This is a genomic window from Synechococcus sp. MIT S9503, assembly GCF_047304175.1.
GTDB lineage: Bacteria > Cyanobacteriota > Cyanobacteriia > PCC-6307 > Cyanobiaceae > Synechococcus_C.
In genome coordinates this window covers 1,745,289-1,766,055 of sequence record NZ_CP138955.1, presented here as the reverse complement: position 1 = coordinate 1,766,055, position 20,767 = coordinate 1,745,289, and the positions used below count along the sequence as shown (strand labels likewise).

Genomic DNA, 20,767 nt, shown 5'->3' with positions numbered 1-20,767 from the left:
GGTCTGCTGATCGCGGAGAACGCCGGCTGACGGCACCTACCTCTGAGTGATCATCCGGTTCCGCGCCAGAGTGGACCCGGCGAGAGCCCCCGACCGGTCACCGGTCGGGGGCATCGTTTTGGGAGATGCACTGAAAAGCAGGGTGCGCTGGTCCGGGCTCAACTCCAGTGCATTTGGTCGTCGTTGAAACACCAATCCTCGAATTAAGTAGTGGTTGTTACAGGTCAAGCCCCTTTCTGGCACATCGGTGGCGCCTGTGCGGAGGGCAGACCCGCAGATTGATTGTGGCGTTTTATACGCCGGTTCTGTGTGTGAGGACCCTTCCCCATGAAATTGTTCAAGCAACTGCTTGTTGCTCCCGCTGCCCTGGGCCTGCTGGCTCCTGTGGCTGCTGTTGCAACTGAAGTCAATGTTGCTGGTGTTTCTGACTACGCCTCCGTGTCTTCTGACGCGATTGCTGCTGAACAGGTCACCAGCATCACCCAGTTCTCGGATGTTTATCCGACTGACTGGGCTTATCAGGCTCTCAGCAACCTGATCGAGCGCTACGGCTGCGTTGCCGGTTACCCCAACGGCACCTATCGCGGCAACCGTGCCATGACCCGCTTTGAAGCGGCGGCACTGCTGAATGCCTGTCTCGACCGCGTCACCGAAGTGACCGACGAGCTCAAGCGTCTGATGAAGGAGTTCGAGAAGGAGCTCGCCATCGTCAAGGGCCGTGTTGATGGTCTTGAGGCTCGAGTTGGCGAACTGGAAGCATCCCAGTTTTCCACCACCACTAAGATGAAAGGCCAGACAACTTTTGTTATTGGCGCCAATAGCTACGGCGGCGACAGCAAAGTTGAAGTGTTGAATGCGAAGGGCTACCCAAGAACAGTTGATCAAGCCGATCTGGCTGCTGCTGCATCGGGTGCAACCACATTCAACTACGACTTCCGTCTCTTCCTGGATACCAGCTTCACCGGCAAGGATTTGCTGCGCACCATGCTGCGAGCAGGTAACTTCGCCAGCTCTGCTTTCGGTGGCAACAGCGAATACTCAGGCTTAACCACGATGGAAACTGCCTTTGAAGAAGGTGGTCCCAATCAGATTGTTGTTAATCGGCTCTGGTATCAGTTCCCGATTGGATCCAATTTCACTGCAACTGTTGGTGGCAAGGTCCGTCAGGATGACATGTTGGCTGTTTGGCCGAGTGCTTATCCTTCTGACACCGTTCTCGACTTCTTTACTTACGCAGGTGCTCCCCAGACTTACAACCTGCAGCTTGGGGCTGGTGCCGGTCTGAGCTGGTCTGATAACGACTTCAGTGTGAGCGTTAATTATGTGAGCGGAAACGGCAACGTTGCATCTCCATATGTCACGGGCGCTGACAATGCATTCACGAGGGATTCTGGTGATTGTGGTGGCATAGCGACTGACTGTTCCTCCAGCAGTGGAACTGTTCAGATTGCTTATGCCCCCGAAAACTGGGGTATCGCTGCTGCGTACAACTATGCATCCGGTGATAACGGAGCTGGTATTTATTCCGGTAACGGAACCCCCCTTGCTAACTACTTCAGTGGACTCGGTACAACCAATTCCGTGGGCATTAGTGCTTGGTGGACACCGGAAAACGCTGGCTGGGTTCCCAGTATCAGCACAGGCTGGGGCTACAACTCAGTCGATATCAGCAATGCCAATTTTGATGGATTGTTCAACACTGGTTCAATTGATGGAGCAACATCCCAGTCCTGGTATGTTGGTCTCCAATGGGCTGATGTTTTCCTGAAGGGTAACGCGGCTGGTATGGCTGTCGGTCAGCCAACTTTTGTCACCAGCTGGGATAACGATTCCAGTATCAACGACGGAAGTGACTTTGTTGCTGATGGCAACTATGCATGGGAATGGTGGTACATGTTCCAGGTGACTGACAACATCACGGTTACGCCTGCCATCTTCTATCTGAGTCGTCCGCTTGGTTACAACACCAACGGCTTCGCTTCCAATGATGACGACACCTTCAATAACTTTGGTGGCCTTGTCAAGACAACTTTCCGCTTCTGATTAAGAGCTGATTGAGTGTTTGAAGCCTCCTCTTCGAGGGGGCTTTTTTTTGACAAAAAGGATTTTTTGAACTTTTTATCTTGTGAACCTCGTCATGGTGACCTGCCGGTTGTCTCGGGTGCTTCATCGCAACCCATGGCTGTGTTTTTGCTTGTGATGATTGGATGGATTTAACGCAGCACCCGATTCCCGAGCCGCATGCCAATCGCTTCTGATATCACTGCGTTGGTGGGGCGTACACCTCTGGTGAGGCTCAATCGTCTTCCACAGTCGTTCGGTTGCCAGGCCGAAATCGTGGCGAAGCTTGAGAGCTTCAATCCCACCGCTTCGGTCAAGGACCGAATCGCAGGAGCCATGGTTGAGGCCGCCGAGCTAAGCGGAACAATCGAGCCTGGCAGCACCGTGCTGGTGGAACCAACCAGCGGCAATACCGGCATCGCTCTGGCGATGGTCGCGGCAGCCCGCGGCTATCGCCTCATTCTCACGATGCCCGACACCATGAGCACGGAGCGCAGATCGATGCTGCGTGCTTACGGTGCCGAGCTGCAACTCACTCCCGGCAATGAGGGCATGCAGGGTGCCATTGCCCTCGCCAGGGAACTGGTGGAGGAGATCCCCGGTGCCTATCTGCTTCAGCAGTTTGATAATCCGGCCAATCCCTCTGTTCATGAGGCCTCCACCGCGGAGGAAATCTGGCAAGACACGGAAGGTCATCTCGATGCTCTGGTGGCAGGTGTGGGGACCGGAGGAACCATCACCGGTTGTGCCCGAGTGCTGCGCAGTCGGCAGAAAGACCTCCAGGTGATTGCGGTGGAACCTTCTGCAAGCCCGGTTCTCTCGGGGGGAGAGGCAGGCTCGCATCGTATTCAGGGCATCGGGGCCGGCTTTGTTCCTCCGGTTTTTGAGCAAGCACTGATCGATGAAGTCATCGCTATTGATGATGATGAGGCCATGGAGCTGGGGCGGCGACTGGCCAGGGAGGAGGGTCTGCTCTGCGGGGTGAGCAGCGGTGCGGCCGTTGCTGCGGCATTGCGGCTTGGCCGGCGTCCGGCGATGGCCGGCCGCCGAATCGTCGTCATCCTTGCCAGCTTCGGGGAGCGTTATCTCTCCACGCCGATGTTCAGTGCTGCAGCGGTGCTGCCGGCGCGCCGGGATGGTCAGCTTTGAGCCCTGCATTTTCCAGTCGTTCGGATCAGGCTCAGGATCCCTATGAAGTGCTTGAAGTGGCTTCCAGCGCCACTCAGGCCGAGCTCAAGGCTGCCTATCGCCGCCTCGTTAAACAGCATCACCCAGACGCGGGTGGTGATGAGGAACGAATCCTGGCTCTCAACGCCGCCTGGGAACAGGTCGGTGACCCCGAGACCCGGCGTTGTTTTGATCGTGACTACGGATCCTCGGCGTCCGCCCGTGAGGAGGCCCGGGCCCGTGGGGCCCGCAATGCCCGGGCCAGTCAGGCGGCACGGCGTGCATCCGGGCATGGAGCCAGTGAAGACCAGGCACTGTCCACCTGGCTGCAAAAGGTTTATGCACCGATTGATCGTCTGCTTGGTCAGGTGATCAATCCTTTCGCAGCGGAACTGCGAGCTCTGTCGGCGGATCCCTACGACGATGACTTGATGGAGGCATTCTGCGCCTATCTGGATCAGAGCCGTCACCGCCTGGACAAGGTCAAGAATCTGTTTCAGTCGCTGCCCACTCCGCCATCAGCCAGGGGATTTGGACTCAGCCTTTACCACTGCCTGTCTCAGGTGGAGGATGCCGTGACAGAACTGGAGCGTTACACGCAGGGCTACGTCGACAGCTATCTCCATGACGGCCGGGAGATGCTGAGGGAGGCCCGTCAACGGCGTCAGCGTCTTCAGCAGGAACGGCGCAGGCTGGAGATCGGTTGATGCGTGCCGGAGTATTCCGTGTCTGCCTGCTGTTGGTCTGGGTGGTGGCAACCGTTGCGGATCGCCTCTGGTGGAGCCATCACGCAGGGTTGCCTTCATGGGATCAGGCCGACTACCTCAACAGTGCACTTGACCATGGGCGTGCTTTAGGAGTTCTGGCAGGAGGTGGTTGGCAGGGGTGGAACGCTCTGCTGGATCTTTCGCCCAAGATCCCCCCCCTGGCGTCGCTGGTGAACGGCTCGGTGATGGCGGTCGCTGGCGATGCTCCTGGGCAGGCGGCATGGACGCTGAGTTTGTGGAACGCTCTGCTGCTGGTCTCAGCAGCTGGCTGGGCGCTTCAGCTGATGCGTCCAAAGGAATCAGGGCGAGGGTTCGCTCTGCTGGCCGCCGCGGCCGTTGCCCTGACGCCGATGCTGCTGGAACTGAGAACCGACTATGTGCTGGAGCTGCCGTTGACCGCCCTGGTCACGCTGGCGCTCTGGCGACTGGGGGAATGGTGGAGTCCTCGCAGCGGTGGCCGATGGTGGCAGGCTTTGCTTGCCGCTTTCGCTGTGGCCCTGTCACTGCTGGTGAAACAGAGCGCTCTGCTGGTTCTGCTGCCAGCACTGGGATGGTCACTGGTTGCCGCTCAACGCATCGGACGAGGCCGCCGACTGCAGGCGTTGGTGGGACTGGTGCTGGTTCTGATCTCGGTGTTCCCATGGCTCCGCCACAACTGGATCACAACTCTCGGTGGCACCAATCGAGCTGTGATCGAATCCGCAGCACGGGAGGGGGATCCTGGCATTTTTAGCCTTTCTGGCTGGTTCTGGTACCTCCGCCAGATTCCTCTTCAGATCGGCTGGACACTGCTGCTGATCGGACTGGCAGGGCTTGTGCTGCTGATTCTGATGCGCCTCAGAACTCCTGTGGACAAACATCCACCGCAATGGGATCGAGGCGACGCCTGGCGCTGGCTTTTGGGGACTCTGGTGCTCGGCTGGTTGGTGACAAATCTCAGTCCCAACAAGGACGCCCGCTACATCGCCCCACTGCTGCCTCCCTTGCTGTTGTTACTGAGCCGCGGCTGGTGGCAATGGGGTTTGTGGATGCGTCATCGCTGGCCTGCCCGGTCGGTCTGGCTGCCTGGACTGGCTCTGATGGCTGGCGCGTTTGTGGCGATCGCGCCGGCATGGGCTGCGCAGTCGGCGCGGTTGCGCTCGCGCGACCGTCAGCCCCTTCAAGCCATCGTTAAGAGGGCTGGTGGTGCTGACCCAGGCGCAGAGCCCACCACGTTGATCGTGGTTCCCAGCACCCCGGATCTCAATCAGCACAACGTGAGTTATTACGGTCGCCGCAACGGTGGACGGTTGGTCGGTCGCCAGCTCGGTGGCAGCAGAGATCACATTCAGCCCGTTCTGGACCATGCCAGCTGGGTCCTGCTCGCCGAGGGTGACCAGGGGTCAGTGCGCAGGTCCGCGCGTTTCCTCGATCAGGCCGTGCGTGAGAGCGGAGTGTTCGAGCCGGTGGAAGTCTTTCCGCGCCCCGAGGGAGGCAGTTATTCGCTCTGGAAGCGACGGCTGACTGCAGTGCCGCCAGTGGGATTTGAACAGCGGTTCGCCAAGCTCGCAGATGGCCTGGCGAATGGACCCGCCGGCCTCGATCCCATCTTCAGCAGTGTGGCGATCGAACACATGCTCGATGGCCACTTCAGCTATCGCGGACCGCTGCGTCGAAAGGCACTCGAGAGCCTGAAACAGAATCCCTCTGATGTTTCCGCACGCTGGAGCCTTGCTCTGCTGGCGGTCCTCGCAAACAGGCCGAACGATGCGGCGCATCACTTCAAGCTGCTGGAGAAGTCAAGTCCTGCAAGTCCCTGGCCAAGCGCCTATCGCAGTGTGGTGCTGCTGGCCGGTTGGAACCCCTGGGCAGCGTCCTCAGTTGCCTCAGCTGCCGTTGAGAAACACGGCGACAATCCGATTCTGCGCAGTCTTGAATCTCTCTCAGCTGTTCTGGGTGGCGCCCTCTGGAGAGTGCCCGAAGTTGTGCGTTCCCTGCCGGCAGCGGTTTCCAGCGTTGAGGAGTCTCTGAAACCTCAGGAAAAGGGTTCCAGCTGATCCATGCGCAGCCAGACATCCGGCACAGGGCGTCTCCAGCGCACCTGGCCGTAGTCCCCCTTCACCACCAACAGCTCCCCAGGGCCCTCGAAGATGTAAGCCGGTGGATAGGGATCGCTGGCTCCGGCTTCCACACTTCCTGCATAGGCCGTGCGGTTCACCCGCACCAAGGCCCCTTTCTTGAGGGGCGGCGGCGGTTTGGCAGCTGGTGCCGGGCTCGACTCTGTCTCCGCCATCACGGGTTGTCATTTCGCGGTCAGGCTAGAACCCTTCAAGACCACTTCCGCTGCAGGTTTGGACAACGGCCTCTCCCTTTATCTGGTCGCATTCGGCGGATTGCTGCTGGTCGCAGTGCTTCTGGATGATCTCGCGGCGAGGGTGAGGGTTCCTGGAATCCTCATGGTGCTGCTGCTGGGTCTGCTGATTGAAAATCACGTGGATGTTGCCGGCACCCGTGAAATCACACTGCTGAACCTTGACCAGGCCCAGCAAATCACCGAGGCGGCGCTTGTTCTTGTCTTGTTCTTTGGTGGCCTGACCACCAACTGGCAGCAGGTGCGTGGTGTGATTCGGCCAGCGGCCCGTCTGGCCACCATCGGTGTGCTGATCACAGCCGCGCTGATCACCCTGGTGGTGTTCGGCTTCGGTCTGTCGCAGGGCACTGAGTCTGTCTCCGTTCTTCTCCCCCGCAGTCTTTTCGTCGGGGCGATGGTCGCGAGCACTGATGCTTCTGCCGTGCTCGCTTTGCTGCGCCCTCTTCAGGGTCGTCTGCCGAAGCCGCTCACGGATCTGATCGAGTGTGAGTCGGGTTTCAACGATCCCATCGCCGTGGTTCTTGCCGGACTGGCACTGGCACTGGCTGGCGGTGAGGGGGTGGGAGCCGGTTTGCTGGTGACTGATCTGATACGTCAGTTCCTGCTGGGAATTCTGATTGGATTCCTGGGGGGCAGCCTCACGGTTCAGCTGCTGGGAACACGCATGGGACTGAACCAGACCTCGATGCTGCCGGTAGTCAGCCTCGCTCTGCTGATGGTGCTCAGCGGCGGCACGTCACTGCTGGGCGGCAGTCCGTTGCTGGCTGCCTATGTGGCGGGTCTGGTGCTGGGAAACAGTTCCGATCTTGACCAGGGCTGCCTGGAGGAGGCCCATTCCAGCTACGCAAAAATGGCGGAGCTGCTGTTGTTTCTCTGCATGGGGCTGGTGGTGAAACCACAGGATGTGGTTTACGCAGCCGCTCTCGCATTTGTGCTGTTCTTGGTGATGCAGCTGGTGCGTCTGCTGATGGTGCAGATACTTCTCTGGCGTACGCCATTCAGTTCAGGCGAAAGGATTTTCGTTTGCTGGGCTGGCCTGCGTGGCGCCGTCCCCATCGCGATGGCCATCAATGCCTGGTCCTCCGATGTGAGCTGGGGCGCTTCCATGCCTCCGCTCGCTCTCGCCGTGGTGCTCTTTGGTCTGTTCATCCAGGGCTTTGCTCTGGTGCCCATGGCCCGCAGGATGAAGCTCACACTGCCGCTTGAGGACACCGATCCCGCCGCCGCTTCCTAACCTCAACGGCCTGATGCAGCAATCTCCATGCGCCTTCTGCTGATCGGATGCACCGGCTTGGTCGGCCGTGGACTGATTCCCGTTCTGCAGGCCGCCGGTCATCAGCTCACTCTGGTCAGTCGACGCCCCTCTTCAGCCGTATTTCCAGCTGAGACAGCGCAAAGTCTTCAATGGATTCAGGCCGACCCCGCCCTGGCGTCCAGCTGGGCTGCGTCGACACCACTGCACGATGCGCTCAACGCCAGTGACGGTGTTGTCAATCTCGCCGGCGAGCCCATCGCAGAACAGCGCTGGACTGCTCAGCACCTTGAGATTCTTCAAGAGAGTCGGCTTGGCACAACCCGGCATCTGGTGAGCGCCCTCGCCACCCTGACCACGCCTCCATCCGTCCTGGTCAACGCCTCGGCTGTGGGCTATTTCGGCACCAGTTCCGATCAACGCTTTGAGGAAAGCAGCCCGGCCGGCGCCGATTTTCTTGCGCGTCTTTGTCAGCAGTGGGAACAGGCTGCCGCTGAGAAGCCGGCAGCAACTCGACTCGTGGTGCTGCGCATCGGCATCGTGCTGTCTTCAGAGGGCGGAGCGCTCGCCAAGATGCTCCCGGTTTTCAGAGCAGGCTTCGGTGGCCCGATCGGTTCCGGACAGCAATGGATGAGCTGGATTGAACGTGGCGATCTCTGCCGCATCATCCAGAGCTCACTGGAATCTGAGTCCTGGTCAGGCGTGATCAATGCCGTGGCTCCTGACCCTGTGACCATGGCCGTTTTTGCTGGAAGTCTTGGCCGTTGTCTGGGCAGACCCAGTCTGCTGGCGGTGCCTGGTCCGATGCTGCAGCTGTTGTTGGGTGATGGCTCGAAAGTGGTTCTTGAGGGCCAGTTCGTGAGTTCGAGTCGACTTGAAGAACTGGGATTCAGTTTCCGCTGTCCGACCCTGCCCGTTGCACTCGACGTTGCCACCAGCTCCAGCAGCCGCTGAGCAGGGCTGCGCCCATCAGCAGACCGATGGCTGGCGTGAACAGCGGTTCCCACAGACGCATGAACACCCGCATGGGTGCTTCAAGCCCCTGACTGCTTCCGATCACTGCGACTGCGAACCAGCCGGCACCTGCGATGACCAGGAAGACATTCAGCACAAGAATGCGATCGAGCCAACGCTTCCAGATCGGTTCGATGTTCGGTTTGCTCATTCGCACACCCGCAGCATTTGCGAGATCGATGCCGCCATCCTGGCGCCGCCGCCTGCTGTGCCGAGCCGGTTCAGGGCTTCGTGTTGACAGCTTCGCTGCAGCTGCTGATCCAGGTGGCATCGCTCCAGAAGTTCGAGGGCCATTGCGGCTGTGCGCGTAAGAGTGGCCTGAGAGCCTGTTTCACCATCCGCGCAGAACACAGTCGGGCCCAGCAGGCGACGCTGTGCTTCCGCGAACCCCGCTGTGAACTGAGGCCCCCGCCCCACCAGCTGCAGGACCGGTCTGGATAGGCCCACAGCCTGCTCAGCGGCCGTTCCTGCCATGCAGAGCAGAAGGTCGGAACTGTGCAGAACCGAGGCGAATCCTCCACGACGCACCTGAATGCGACGCCTCTCTCGATGCAGCGTTGACGTCGCTCCTGAGTCAGTTGTCTCGAGGCTCCAGCCGCGCGTTCCCACCAGCTCTGCGAGTGCCTCGTCGGACAGAGTTGAAACCAGTGCAAGCTCAAGCTGCAGCTCACCGCTGCTCAGCAGCGGGCCAGGCAGTTGTTCGATCACTCCGAGCTGGAGCATGAGGTTCTGCTCCAGCTCAGGCCGTCGGCTTCCCGGCAGCAGTCCCAGTCGGCGGCGTGCGCGCGGCAACCGTTGAGAGTCGCCCAGGATTGGATCCATGAAGGGGTTGCCCATGAAGGCGACCGGCTTGCGCAGCTGTGAGCTCAGATCGTCCGCACTGAGTTGGTCTCGGCTGAAAACGGCCTGAAAGCGTTGGCTTCTCAAGCACTGAGCGCATGGCCAGGGCAGACGAAGCCGGCCTTCATAGTGACTTGAATAGGCCACGAGGTAAGTGGCCACCGGACGTCCGCAGAGCCAGGCCGCCATCACCGGAATGACATCGCCAATCACCACAACCAGGTCGTAACGGCTGGCGATGCGCAGCAACCTCAGAAGCCTGCGCAGCAGATAGACCACCTGTCCCTGCAACAGCTCGGTCAACCTTCCCCGCAGGCTGGTGTATCCCAGGCCCCCGGTGCTGAATTCCTGGGTGCCACCGATCAGGTCAATGCCGAGATCCCGGTAGGGCTGGCCCTTGCCCACAAGGGGAAGAGCGTCCACCGCATGGCCCTCAGACTGAAGTGCCTGTCCCAGCAGCGCACCGGAAAGATCCTCCCCGTGGCCGTTGCTGAGCAGCAGCAGACGGCCCACGTCAGAGCTCCAGCCAGGCTTTCACTTTGAGCAGTGCAGGCCATTCGGGCCGGCGTTTGAGCCCGTCCTCAATGGATTCCCTCAGCTCGTCTTCCATTTCAGGAGCCAGAGCCAAAACTTTCTGCACCACTTCAATCTGATCTCTCACGCCTTTGGCTTTGGTCTCCAGCATCGCCAGACAGAGGTTGATGCGTGCCTGCGGATCCTGGTTGTTCAACTTGACCGCCAGCCGCGCCGAACGCAGGGCCTCCTCGGATTGATCGCAAAGCAACTGCAGCCAAGCCAGACAAGTCCACCCTGCTGACTGACGTGGGGCCGCATTGGTGATGGCCTCGAAATCCTCAAGCAACTCCTGTGCCGGAGCTCCCTGCTGGTAGCGGTTCATTGCTTGCTGGAAGAGACTTTCCTGGCTGGACTCCATGGAGCGCTGATCGTTCGGGCAAGACCTTCAGATTCCCACAGCCGCCAGATCTCCGCTGCTGGTTCAGACGGCGAAGGAGCTTCCGCAGCCGCAGGTCTGGGTTGCGTTGGGGTTGGTGAAATTGAATCCTCCGCCAATCAGTGCGGTGCTGAAATCCAGCTGCATCCCATAGATGTAGAGCAAGCTCTTGGGGTCACAGATCACCTCAAAGGAAGCCCCATCGGGTGCTTCGTATTGATAGCGCTCATCATCCTGCTGAATCTCTGTCGCAGGCACGAAGTCCATCGTGTAACTCATGCCGCTGCAGCCCCCCGAGCGAACCCCCACCCTCAGCACCTGGTTGGTCCCCTGGTCGGTGCAAAGCCTCGCAAGCTGCTGCATCGCAGGCCCAGTGATCAAAATGCCCTTGCCGTCTTTCGCGGTGTGTGAAGGGCTGGCTGCTGCGGTCTCAGCAGTGGTGTCGGGGCTGGACATCGGATGCAGTGGCGCTGGGTCCTTTCTTCACTTTATGGATCAGTTCCCGCTTCTGCCTAAAGCAGTTCTGTCTGGTCAATTCATAGAGTCCCTCCAGTTGCACTAAAGACGGTGCGGGTCGCGATTGTGGGTTCTGGTCTGGCTGGCCTCTCCGCTGCTGTGGATCTGGTTGATGCTGGCCATGAAGTGAATCTCTATGAGGCGCGTCCTTTCGTGGGCGGCAAGGTCGGCAGCTGGGTGGATTCAGACGGCAATCACATCGAGATGGGGCTGCATGTCTTCTTCTTCAATTACGCGAACCTGTTCGCACTGATGCGCAAAGTGGGCGCCTTCGACAATCTGCTTCCAAAGGATCACACCCATCTGTTCGTGAATCAGGGTGGTGACCTGCGGGAACTGGATTTCCGATTTCCCGTCGGTGCGCCCTTCAACGGCCTTAAAGCATTCTTCACCACTCCCCAGCTGGGCTGGATCGACAAGCTGCGCAATGCTCTGGCTCTTGGCACGAGCCCGATCGTTCGAGGTCTTGTGGATTACGAAGGCGCGATGCGCACCATCAGAGCCCTTGATTCGGTCAGCTTCAAGGACTGGTTCGTCGGCCATGGCGGCAGCCCGGAGAGCATCCGCAGGATGTGGGATCCGATCGCCTATGCCCTCGGTTTCATCGATTGCGAAACGATTTCTGCCCGCTGCATGCTGACCATCTTCATGATGTTCGCTGCGAAAACCGAGGCCTCAAAACTCAACCTGCTCAAGGGTTCACCACACCGCTGGCTGACAGGCCCCATTCTGGATTACATCCAGCAGCGGGGAGGAAAGCTTCACCTCCGCCATCCGGTCAAGCAGGTGGAGTTCAGCGACGGTGATCATCCCGAAGTCACCGGTTTGAAGCTGGGGACCCCTGATGGTGAGCAGCGTGTTGTTGCCGATGCCTATCTGGCGGCCTGTGATGTTCCAGGGATCCAGCGCCTGCTTCCAGACGACTGGCGGCGTTTTCCGCAATTCGATGCCATTCACAATCTTGAGGCGGTTCCTGTGGCCACCGTCCAGTTGCGCTACGACGGCTGGGTGACGGAACTTGGTGAGAGCAATGGGGAGAGTCGGCGTGATCTCAGCCACCCCGTCGGTCTCAACAATCTCCTTTACACGGCCGATGCAGACTTCAGTTGTTTTGCTGATCTCGCCCTTGCCAGCCCTGAGGATTACCGCAAGGACGGTGAGGGATCGTTGCTGCAGTGTGTGCTGACACCGGGCGACCCGTGGATGCGCAAGTCCGTCAAGGACATTGTCGAGCACACCGATCGCCAGGTCAGAAAGCTGTTCCCCTCGGCAGCCAATCTCACGCTGACGTGGAGCAACGTGGTCAAGCTTGCTCAATCTCTCTACAGAGAAGCTCCTGGTATGGAGCCCTACCGACCCGTCCAGAGCACTCCGATCAGCAATTTCTTTCTGGCAGGGAGCTACACACGTCAGGATTACATCGACTCGATGGAAGGAGCCACCATGAGCGGGCATCTCGCCGCTGCCGCCATCCTGGGGCAACCGGCCCGACTTGCCGTCAACAACGCTGTTGCCTGAACCGATGGGACGCTGGCTTGAACATTCCGTAACCACTGAGGTCAAGGCTCCCGTGGATCGGGTCTGGTCTGTCTGGAGCGATCTGGAGGCAATGCCCAAATGGATGCGATGGATCGAATCCGTCAAGACTCTTGATGATCCCGACCTGACCGACTGGACCCTGGCAGCGCAGGGTTTCCGTTTCCACTGGAAGGCACGCATCATCCAGAGAGTTGAGGCTCAGCAGCTCCACTGGGAGTCGGTGGGCGGTCTGCCGACCAAGGGAGGAGTCCGCTTCTACGCGGAGGAACCCCAGCTCACAGCTGTGAAGCTGAGCGTCACCTATGAACTTCCGGGTGTGCTGGCTCCCTTGATGGAACCCAGCATTCTTGGTGGAATCGTGACGAAGGAACTGCAGGCGAATCTTGACCGATTCAGGGATCTGGTCGAAAGCGGGTATGCAGCGCCGAGCTGAAACGGCGACGTCCTGCCTTCGATCATCAGCGACTTGGCTGATGATCTTTTTGGCCGTTGTTTTCAGCGGCACCGGATGCGGAACTACTGAGAACAGCACCTCGGAAAGCTCTGGGTTCAGCCCAGCTCCTCGCACTGCAGAACTACCGCCGCCAAGCTCCTCCGCAGCAACGAATGGCCTGATTCCGCTGCCAACCCCTGAGCAGGTCCTGTCATCGGTGCCGGAAGGTCGAACAGATCCCTTCGCTCCCACCGTGGTCGCATTGTCACCGGCCAGCTCTCAGGGTGATCTGGAATCTGCCCCGACAAAGGATTTCAGTGTTCAGGGAGTGGTTGCTGTCGGGGGAGAGCTGCGAGCGCTGGTGAGCATTCCCGATGCCTCGGGCACGGTCTGTGTGGGCCCACGCGGCCGTTGCCCGGGAGATGCGACCGCTCTGCTGCCCATCGGCTGGACTGTGCAGAGCATTGATCTGGGTCGGGGCTGCCTGAGACTTTCGATCGCAGGACAGTCTCAGCGCCGCTGCATCGCCTGAACACAGGCCTGAACAAGCCCCTCCATGTCGTGAGGAGTGGCCTCCTGGTCGACCCTCCCCAGCAGTTCACGGCAGCGTTGGCTGGTCTGGGGACCGATCGAAACAACCGCAGGCTTTCTGAACAGCTGATCGGTGCATGAGCTCCCGAGGGCGCTTTCCAGCAGCTGCACGGTGTGGGTCACGGTTTTGCCGCTGCTGAAGCTGATGGCATCGACTTCTCCATTCTCCAGGGCTTTCAACGTGTCTGCGGGAATGGATGTCGGGCAGCGGGATTCGTAGGCCGCCACCTCCACCACCTGCGAGCCAGCTTCTGCGAAGGCTTCAGCCAGCAATGTGCGTCCGCCGCTCTGCACTCTTGGTAGAAGAATTCTCAACCCCCAGCCTGAGACGGGAAAATCATCGATCAGGCTGTCGGCAATGAAGCTGGGTGGCACGAAATCAGCAGGTGCCCCGAGCTCCTCCAATCGTTGAGCTGTCTTGCGACCCACTGCAGCGATCCTGAGACTTTCCGGTCGGTGTTCGAGCCCACTCCCCCGGAGCTGCAGCCGCGACTCCACCGCATCAACGCCGTTGGCACTGGAGACAATCAACCAGTGAAAGCTCTCGAGATCAGCTAGAGCATCGTCGAGGGGGGCCCAGCTGTCGGGCGGTCCGATTTCGAGAGCGGGAAGATCGAGCACCCTGGCACCGAGCGTCCGCAGCAGTCGCCGACCCTCGCTCTGCTGTTCTTTCGCCCGCGTGATCACCACCGTGTGCCCCTGCAGCGGTTGATTCTGATCCGCACTCATGCTCCGGCCTCATCGTCCAGCTTCACCAGGCCATCCACCTGGGCATGCAATGCCGTTGCCTCCTCCTGTCGCCCCTGGTCGCGCAGCAGTGCGATGGCCTGGCGGAACCCCGAGCGAGCTCCATCAATGTCGCCTCCCATCAGCCTTGCCACGGCCAGGTTCTGATGGCTTTCTGCGTGGTCGGGATTGACGCTCAGGGATCGTTCGTAGGCCTTGATCGCCGCCATCAGATCTCCACGACGGCGTTCCATCAGGCCCAGGTTGTACCAGGCCAGTGCCACTTCGGGTGCTCGCTGGCAGGCGGTGGTGGTGAGTTGAATCGCTTCCTCCAGTTCATTGCGCTGCATCAGCAATGCCGCCAGATTCAGGCGCGCACCGAGGCTAAGACGCGTTTCCAGGGGCTGTTTGAGTGCCTCTCGATAGCACTGCACGGCAGCATCACCGTCTTCGGAAGCCAGTGCGATCCCCAGATTGAGAAGCAGTTCATAACGTTCAGCGCTGCGCGCATCCCCCTCGGGTAACCGTTCCAGGCCGCGGCGAAGAAGGCTGAGCCCGCGCTCCCTGTTGCCGTCACTCACTTCCAGGGCACCGAGCTTGGCGCAGGCATAGGGGTCGTTGGGATTGTCTTTCAGCCAGTTCTCCATGGATCGCCGCAGCCTTTGCGCCTTGTCAGATCCGGCCAGCAGATCCGGACGATACCCCTCATGAATCAGGGCTGGTTCGGTGCAGTTGGCAAGCCGCCAGCCCGGTTCTTCCTGCTGCAAGGCCTCCACGCTCTCATCGATCATCGAGTGATAAGGCTTGCTCCAGCGGATGCGCGGATGTCGGCGAAACAGCCGGCTCACGTTGGAGTAAGGGGCCATGGTTGCTCCAAGTTCGTGGCGCAGAAGGTTGATCACCAGCACGTCCGGCTGGGCCATCAGAGCCCTGAGCTGCGGGATCACCTCCCGCCGGAGCTCTTCGTCGGCATCAAGCACAAGCACCCAGTCGCCGCTCACCAGATCGAGGGCCGCATTGCGTGCCGGAGCGAAGTCTCCGGGCCATTCCATGCGCTCCACCCGTGCGCCACAGGCTTCAGCCAGTGCGATGGTTCCGTCCACTGAACCGGTATCGACAAGCACCATCTCATCCGCGAAGCCCTGCACCGACCGGAGACAGGCCTCGATCCGCGCTTCCTCATCGCGCACGATCATCGAGAGGCTGAGCATGTTGGTGATGAGCACTGCCGCTGAGGCTAAGGCTGTTCCAGCGCTGCGGTTCCGAGCGGCTTGTCCTGTTCAGTCGGTGAAATCCTTGCGCGCCTGCTCGTCCCAGTTCATGCCCAGCATCCGATCCAGCAGCTGCTTCTGAGCTTCAGGCATCTGACCTGGGCAGTAGCCGGCAGGAATGTGGTCAGGAACGAGCCTGCGCAGCGAGTCCCACCGGTAGGGGCAGCCATAGACCGCCAGCCCTGAAAGTCGTTCCACACGCAGCAACTGCTGGATGGCTCTGTCCCAGGGTTCATGGCGCTGCTGACCTGCGCGGAATGGATTGCCCCGCAGAAACAGCTGCAGAAACACCGGTCCCTTCCCCAGACGTTCCAGCTCAAGCGGCTCAGCGGTGTCCCTGTTCATCGCCCAGGGCTCAATCCCTTTGTCATGACAGATCAGCGCTCTGTATCCATGCCGTTCGGGTTTGGTGATCGCAGAGGCATCGGTCCGCAGAAAGGCGCAGGGGAGCACTCCGTCCACCCGAATCAGGTTCACAGCATCCTGCTCAGGATGGGCTGCAAGCAGGGGGCCCTGAATCTCCAGCGAACTGCTCACCAGCTCCATGGAGAACTCATCATCCGCAGGCGTCACCAGGTCGAGCTCGGTTTCACTGCCGGCGGCTTCATCACAGCGCTGCAAGGCCTGCGCCCGTCTCTGCAGCGATTCGCTCAGGCGGGATTCAGGAATTCTCCCCTGAGCCAGGGCTGCGCAGATACCGTCGATCGCCTGATCGGCATCTGCTGGCATCAGAATCAGGTCTGCGCCTGCAGCGAAAGCCTGAACAGCGGCTTCACTCGGCCCCAAGCTCCGACTGATCGCCTCCATCACCAGTGCATCGGTCACGACAAGTCCTGAAAAGCCGAGTTCCGTTCGCAGCAGGTCTGTCAGCACCGAACGCGACAAGGTCGCCGGCTGTGATGGGTCCAGCGCTGGTATCAGCAGATGTGCTGTCATCACACTGGCGACTCCGGACGCGATCAATCGCCTGAAGGGCACCAGCTCCAGCTGCTCGATCCGGCTTCTTGCGTGGCTGATCAACGGCAGCTCCAGGTGCGAATCCTGGTCCGTATCGCCGTGCCCGGGGAAATGTTTGGCGCAGCCCAGAACGCCGGCAGCGTTCAGGCCGCGATGAAACGCATCCACCAGATCAGCAACCGCTTGGGCTTGATCTCCCCAGGCCCTCACATTGATCACGGGGTTCTCAGGATTGCTGTTCACATCACAGACCGGAGCGAGGACCCAGTTGAGGCCGCAGCGTCGCGCTTGAGCAGCTGTTGTTCGGCCGTAGCGCTCGGCGAGATGCAGCGCATGGTCCGGATTGCTGCGATGCAAGCGTCCCAGGGTCATCGGCGGTGCCAGCCAGGTCGCTCCCTCGAATCTCTGGCCGATCCCTTCCTCCACGTCGGCGCAGAGAAGCAGATCTCCATCGCTGCTCCAGTGGCGGAGCGTCCTGCACCGCTGTTGCAGTTCCGTGGCTGTGCCGCCCAGAAGGATCACTCCTCCAACGCCTGATCCGAGCAGCCTTTCCAGCTCACGATTGCAGAGTTCCCAGCGGGGGTAACGACGTTGCCCGTCCTCGGCATGGCCGCTGGCGCGGATCACCAGCAGCCTGGCAACGGCCCTGCGACGCTCCGCGTCAGTCATGGGAGGCCGGATCGTCGGCTTCGTCGCTGCCGGAGGGAATGCTCCCTTTCACCTCGCGCTCACGCTCCAGCTCTCCGAGAAGGTGGAGAACGGAGGTTCCCTTCTCAAGACCACGGTCGAGTTGAAACACCACCTCGGGGGCTCGTCTCATCTGCAGCCGGCGTCCCAGTTCTCCTCTCAGGAAGCCGCTGGCAGCCTGAAGACCCTCCATCACTTCGGTTCGGGCCTCTGCATCCGAAAGGACGCTCACAAACACTTTGCAGTGCTGAAGGTCGCCGCTGACTTCAACACTGGTGATGCTCACCATTCCCTGGTGAACACGCTCATCTCGGATACCACTGATCAGCAGTTCACTGATCTCCCGTCGGATGAGTGCCGCCACACGTTCCACCCGACGTCCCGGGGCCATCTCAGCTCTGCGGTGCTGAAGACACCATGGCACGCAGCACGAAACTCAGGCTGAGGAATCCACTGACCAGAGCTCCGATCAGGGCGACAGCCGTCACGGGGTTGCTGCGGCGACGGGCGAGCGGCTCTGCAACTGAATTGATCACGCCCAGGCTGAACGCAATCAGATAGCGCGGGTAGCGCGTGACGTTGATGAAAAATTCTTTCATGGCCAGCTACCGCAGGGTGTCTTGGGGATTCCGGTGTGTCTGGAATGACTGTGATCTGCTGCAGGGGAGGCTGCCACCAAAAGCAGTCAGCAGATTCTCAATAAGAAGATCTTATTGACATCATTTCAGTCTATCCGGAGCAAAAACGGCTGGAAGGCCGTTCTTTTGGTTCAGAAGCCAGCTCAGTGCTGACGGCAGCTGACCACTCCAGGGGGTGAGCTCCATCGGGGTTGGAGTGAACGGCCTCAACCAGCAACAGTCGCCACCCTTGAAAGCCTTGCCGTGATTCGGTTGCTGCAGATTCCCTCTGAGAGAAGGGATCAAGAGATTGCTGGCGATCAACCCCCGGTCAGTGGCCTCAGGCAAAAAGATTGCCGACGCTTTCCGCCAATCATTGAGTTCGTATCGGAGACTCAGCTGCACTGTCATCCGGTACTGAAGTTCAATCAGGCAGTTGTCATCGCTGTGGACATCTGACTCCGGATGTCGCTGGCACCATGCCCCGCAGTTTTGGCTTCAACCTTGGAGATCCTCGATCTTTTCCCGAGATCCATTTTCAAGGGCAGCCTGCCTGAACCGCTGTTGCAGCAGTTGCTCAGCATCAGCTCCGAGGTGCTGGCCCATCCGAGCGCCAGTCTCGACGCTTCAGCAAAGCTTGCCGGTCAGCTCAGCCAGCAAAGAGAGCTCAGTGGGGGCCACCCCGCGATCCAGCAGTTGTGCTCCGTGCATGTTCTTCCGGCCTGTGACCGCTGGATCGCGCATGTGATGGGGCGCCAGCCTCCACAGGGCCGCGGGCCCTGGGTGCCAGGCCGCTATCAGCTGCAGATGGTGGATCTTTGGCTCAACTGTCAGCGAGCTGGTGACTACAACCCCACCCATACCCACGGGGGCAGTTTCTCAGGCGTGATCTTTCTCAAGGCACCGCCACAGATCAACGGACAATGCTTTGACGGTCAGCTCTGTTTCCACGGTCCTGAGGATTGGCATCTGCAGTCGTTTCGTACCGGCATGGCTCACTACGTGTTGCCTGTGCCAGGGGACTTCTATGTCTTTCCCGCCTGGCAACCCCACTCCGTTGCTCCCTTCCGCGGCGATGGAGAACGATGGTCGATTGCCTTCAATGTGCTCGCGGCCCCGCTTCAAGCACCCAACTCCGTTCAAGTCGCCCGGGCCTCCACCAAGCAACGCGCCGGAGCTGAATCGCATCGCTGGTCTGAACCATCACCCAAAAATGTCTCACTCTCCAGCGTTCGAAATGCACCGAGGGGTTTCTGACCAAGGTCCGTTTCAGTCGCGCAGGCTTTTCCAGGGCTGATGGCGAGGTTCAGATCCGAATGGCTACCGTTCGAGCGCCTGAACCGGCTCGGACATGCTGGAGCTTCATCAGTTCCGTCACTCGGCCTTCTGCCTCAAGGTGCGAATGGCATTGCAGGCCAAGGGACTCAGTTTTCGAGAAGTTGAGGTCACCCCTGGCATCGGTCAGATCGCCCTGTTCCGTCTTTCCGGGCAGCGTCAGGTGCCTGTCCTGGTGGATGGCGACGATGTGGTCGCCGATTCCAGTGCCATCTGTCGTCATCTGGAGGCGCTCAGGCCAGACCCTGCTTTGATTCCGGCGGATGCCCGACATCGGGCTCAGATGCAGCTGATCGAAGACTGGGCTGACACCACTCTGGCGGCCGCCGTGAGAGCTGCGCTGTTGCAGGCGGCTGCAGACGATCAGCAGTTGCGTGAAGTGCTGCTTCCCGATGATGTTCCTTCGCCGGTTCGTCAGGTGATGTCCGGCCTGCCAGGCGGGTGGCTCAGCGGCCTTGGTGAACTGCTTGGTCAGGAGCAGAGATCTTCCATGCTCAGCAGTCTGTGCGCCATTGCCGACGGCCTTGATCCCGAAGGATGTCTGGTAGGTGAAAACATCACGCTGGCGGACCTTGCCGTGGGTGCACAGTTGTCGCTGCTTCGCTTCCCACCCTCTGCTGGTGATGCACTCGCCGGACGGGGTGTCCCTGGCATCAGTGATCATCCACGTCTTCAGGGTCTGTTCCGCTGGCGTGATCAGTTGGAAACCCGTCTGATCAATCTCGATCCAGCTGCTGTGGTCTGAGCGTCAGCCGGTAGCGGCTGCTGCGGCCCTCGAGCGTCTGATCGGTTTTTAGTCCAGGGCCCGCATGGCTGACCTGACGCTGATCGGCGCAGATGTTCTCTCCACAGCGCTCATAGTGCGTGAGCGTTTCGATCCTGCTCAGTCGCGGGGCGCCTGGACCATGCAGGATCTGAAGAACCAGTTCGTCGCTGAAAAAGTCAGTGGATGCATTCGGGCTGGTCTCTCCACGACCGATCACGGTGGTTTCGAGCATCACATCGTCTCGAAATCTTGCCAGTTGTCGGTTGACCTGGTCGGGATCCTGTTCGACCGACAGCAACCGATCCCCAAGCAATGCTTTTCCGACAGACGCTGCGTTGAAGGGGCGATCGCCGATGAGTTCGTGACGACGGTTGTGCAGAAAACGCACCCTGTGCACCAGTGGCTGATCGTCGGGATCGGGTTCGCCTGAATCGTCGAGCGCCTCACTGGTGACCTGCCACTCTCCGGAGAACCAGTCGGGATAGATCAGATCCTGCGTGCGGCGCGGACGGGCCAGAGGTGCTGGGAGTGACCATTCAGGCCACGTTTCGAAGCGCTGTTCGAGACCCCCCCCCCCACCTTCGCCCGCCGCTGCGACGGCCTGAACTGACACAAGCTGCAGCAGCATGGTGATCAGCAGTGTCAACAACGGTTTTGCCATGTCCGACCCTCTGATTCGATCACTTGATCACTACGTGGTGCTGGTTCCGGGCGAGCCCGAACAGCTGCTCACAGCGGCAGACACCATGACATGGCTTGCGGGTCGATTGCAGGATCTTGATCCCTGGCCCTCGGATCTGGCGGAATGCAGCAGCCCTGAGCAGGCGGCTCTGCGTCTGTTGGACACAGCCTGTGAACTGGAGATTTCGCCTGGAATCTCTCTTCAGTGGTATGCAGTGCGCCTAGAGCCCCCGGACTCCTGACCG

The 20,767-nt window shown here is 60.1% G+C and carries 24 protein-coding genes; 12 read left to right on the top strand and 12 right to left on the bottom strand.

The features are described 5' to 3' along the window. The first annotated feature begins 327 nt into the window (after positions 1-327). The 4 genes from SIB56_RS10000 (at position 328) to SIB56_RS09985 (ending at position 6,031) form a co-directional block, all read left to right on the top strand. Complete coding sequence (locus tag SIB56_RS10000) at positions 328-2,043, top strand: iron uptake porin (RefSeq protein ID WP_413323792.1); 1,716 nt, start codon at positions 328-330, stop codon at positions 2,041-2,043. 198 nt (positions 2,044-2,241) lie between these two features. Further along, positions 2,242-3,210, top strand: a complete 969-nt coding sequence (cysK, locus tag SIB56_RS09995; RefSeq protein WP_413323791.1) for a cysteine synthase A — start codon at positions 2,242-2,244, stop codon at positions 3,208-3,210. Continuing rightward, positions 3,207-3,935: a J domain-containing protein gene (locus SIB56_RS09990; protein ID WP_413323790.1), complete on the top strand. Its 729-nt coding sequence runs from the start codon at positions 3,207-3,209 to the stop codon at positions 3,933-3,935. The genes cysK and SIB56_RS09990 overlap by 4 nt, the downstream gene beginning before the upstream one ends. Then, positions 3,935-6,031, top strand: coding sequence for a glycosyltransferase family 39 protein (locus SIB56_RS09985; protein WP_413323789.1), 2,097 nt, complete (start codon positions 3,935-3,937; stop codon positions 6,029-6,031). Before SIB56_RS09990 ends, SIB56_RS09985 begins: the two co-directional genes overlap by 1 nt. Here SIB56_RS09985 and SIB56_RS09980 read toward each other — a convergent pair. Further along, on the bottom strand, positions 6,010-6,267 hold the full coding sequence (locus SIB56_RS09980; protein WP_413323788.1) for an NAD(P)H-quinone oxidoreductase subunit O: 258 nt from the start codon (positions 6,265-6,267) through the stop codon (positions 6,010-6,012). The two genes, SIB56_RS09985 and SIB56_RS09980, sit on opposite strands and share 22 nt — an antisense overlap. 58 nt (positions 6,268-6,325) lie before the next feature. On the opposite strand from SIB56_RS09980, the gene SIB56_RS09975 reads away from it, so the two are divergent. Together SIB56_RS09975 and SIB56_RS09970 are read left to right on the top strand one after the other, a co-directional pair. Next, a complete protein-coding gene (locus SIB56_RS09975; RefSeq protein WP_413323787.1) occupies positions 6,326-7,579 on the top strand; it encodes a cation:proton antiporter in 1,254 nt (417 codons plus the stop codon). Between the two features lie 27 nt (positions 7,580-7,606). Continuing rightward, on the top strand, positions 7,607-8,551 hold the full coding sequence (locus tag SIB56_RS09970) for a TIGR01777 family oxidoreductase (RefSeq protein WP_413323786.1): 945 nt from the start codon (positions 7,607-7,609) through the stop codon (positions 8,549-8,551). On the opposite strand, the gene SIB56_RS09965 is transcribed toward SIB56_RS09970, so the two are convergent. From SIB56_RS09965 to SIB56_RS09950, 4 genes are all read right to left on the bottom strand, one after another. Then, positions 8,487-8,762 carry a hypothetical protein gene (locus SIB56_RS09965; RefSeq protein WP_413323785.1) on the bottom strand — a complete coding sequence of 92 codons (276 nt, stop codon included), beginning with the start codon at positions 8,760-8,762 and terminating at the stop codon, positions 8,487-8,489. The two genes, SIB56_RS09970 and SIB56_RS09965, sit on opposite strands and share 65 nt — an antisense overlap. Next, positions 8,759-9,964, bottom strand: a complete 1,206-nt coding sequence (locus SIB56_RS09960; RefSeq protein WP_413323784.1) for a lipid-A-disaccharide synthase-related protein — start codon at positions 9,962-9,964, stop codon at positions 8,759-8,761. Before SIB56_RS09960 ends, SIB56_RS09965 begins: the two co-directional genes overlap by 4 nt. A gap of 1 nt (position 9,965) precedes the next feature. Further along, the gene (locus SIB56_RS09955) at positions 9,966-10,385 is read right to left on the bottom strand and encodes a hypothetical protein (protein WP_413323783.1); all 420 of its coding nucleotides are present in this window, start codon (positions 10,383-10,385) and stop codon (positions 9,966-9,968) included. Positions 10,386-10,448: 63 nt separating this feature from the next. Continuing rightward, positions 10,449-10,859, bottom strand: coding sequence for a HesB/IscA family protein (locus SIB56_RS09950; RefSeq protein WP_413323782.1), 411 nt, complete (start codon positions 10,857-10,859; stop codon positions 10,449-10,451). A 111-nt stretch (positions 10,860-10,970) separates the two neighbouring features. Here SIB56_RS09950 and zds point away from each other — a divergent pair, with 111 nt between their 5' ends. The 3 genes from zds to SIB56_RS09935 are packed head-to-tail and all read left to right on the top strand — an operon-like array spanning position 10,971 to position 13,423. Beyond that, entirely contained in the window at positions 10,971-12,437 is a 1,467-nt protein-coding gene (gene zds / locus SIB56_RS09945; protein ID WP_413323781.1) for a 9,9'-di-cis-zeta-carotene desaturase, read from the top strand. A 4-nt stretch (positions 12,438-12,441) separates the two neighbouring features. Then, positions 12,442-12,891, top strand: coding sequence for an SRPBCC family protein (locus SIB56_RS09940; protein WP_413327303.1), 450 nt, complete (start codon positions 12,442-12,444; stop codon positions 12,889-12,891). A 49-nt stretch (positions 12,892-12,940) separates the two neighbouring features. Next, the gene (locus SIB56_RS09935; RefSeq protein WP_413323780.1) at positions 12,941-13,423 is read left to right on the top strand and encodes a hypothetical protein; all 483 of its coding nucleotides are present in this window, start codon (positions 12,941-12,943) and stop codon (positions 13,421-13,423) included. Here SIB56_RS09935 and SIB56_RS09930 read toward each other — a convergent pair. The 6 genes from SIB56_RS09930 to SIB56_RS09905 form a co-directional block, all read right to left on the bottom strand. After that, entirely contained in the window at positions 13,402-14,211 is an 810-nt protein-coding gene (locus tag SIB56_RS09930; RefSeq protein ID WP_413323779.1) for a uroporphyrinogen-III synthase, read from the bottom strand. The two genes, SIB56_RS09935 and SIB56_RS09930, sit on opposite strands and share 22 nt — an antisense overlap. After that, complete coding sequence (locus tag SIB56_RS09925; RefSeq protein WP_413327300.1) at positions 14,208-15,419, bottom strand: glycosyltransferase; 1,212 nt, start codon at positions 15,417-15,419, stop codon at positions 14,208-14,210. The genes SIB56_RS09930 and SIB56_RS09925 overlap by 4 nt, the downstream gene beginning before the upstream one ends. A 69-nt stretch (positions 15,420-15,488) precedes the next feature. Then, a complete protein-coding gene (locus SIB56_RS09920; RefSeq protein ID WP_413323778.1) occupies positions 15,489-17,105 on the bottom strand; it encodes a glycoside hydrolase family 3 N-terminal domain-containing protein in 1,617 nt (538 codons plus the stop codon). Then, on the bottom strand, positions 17,098-17,514 hold the full coding sequence (rbfA, locus tag SIB56_RS09915; protein WP_413323777.1) for a 30S ribosome-binding factor RbfA: 417 nt from the start codon (positions 17,512-17,514) through the stop codon (positions 17,098-17,100). Before rbfA ends, SIB56_RS09920 begins: the two co-directional genes overlap by 8 nt. A gap of 1 nt (position 17,515) precedes the next feature. Next, on the bottom strand, positions 17,516-17,722 hold the full coding sequence (locus SIB56_RS09910; protein WP_413323775.1) for a DUF751 family protein: 207 nt from the start codon (positions 17,720-17,722) through the stop codon (positions 17,516-17,518). 120 nt (positions 17,723-17,842) lie between these two features. Beyond that, positions 17,843-18,088 (bottom strand): hypothetical protein, encoded by a 246-nt coding sequence (locus SIB56_RS09905; protein WP_413323774.1) that lies wholly within the window; start codon positions 18,086-18,088, stop codon positions 17,843-17,845. Positions 18,089-18,244: 156 nt separating this feature from the next. Between SIB56_RS09905 and SIB56_RS09900 the strand changes: the two genes are divergently transcribed. Further along, a complete protein-coding gene (locus SIB56_RS09900) occupies positions 18,245-18,997 on the top strand; it encodes a putative 2OG-Fe(II) oxygenase (RefSeq protein WP_413327298.1) in 753 nt (250 codons plus the stop codon). Positions 18,998-19,091: 94 nt separating this feature from the next. Further along, positions 19,092-19,820, top strand: coding sequence for a glutathione S-transferase family protein (locus tag SIB56_RS09895; RefSeq protein WP_413323773.1), 729 nt, complete (start codon positions 19,092-19,094; stop codon positions 19,818-19,820). Here SIB56_RS09895 and SIB56_RS09890 read toward each other — a convergent pair. Beyond that, entirely contained in the window at positions 19,792-20,502 is a 711-nt protein-coding gene (locus SIB56_RS09890) for a DUF6816 family protein (protein ID WP_413323771.1), read from the bottom strand. The genes SIB56_RS09895 and SIB56_RS09890 overlap by 29 nt on opposite strands. On the opposite strand from SIB56_RS09890, the gene SIB56_RS09885 reads away from it, so the two are divergent. Further along, positions 20,501-20,764: a chlororespiratory reduction protein 7 gene (locus tag SIB56_RS09885; protein ID WP_413323770.1), complete on the top strand. Its 264-nt coding sequence runs from the start codon at positions 20,501-20,503 to the stop codon at positions 20,762-20,764. The two genes, SIB56_RS09890 and SIB56_RS09885, sit on opposite strands and share 2 nt — an antisense overlap. Positions 20,765-20,767: the final 3 nt, after the last annotated feature.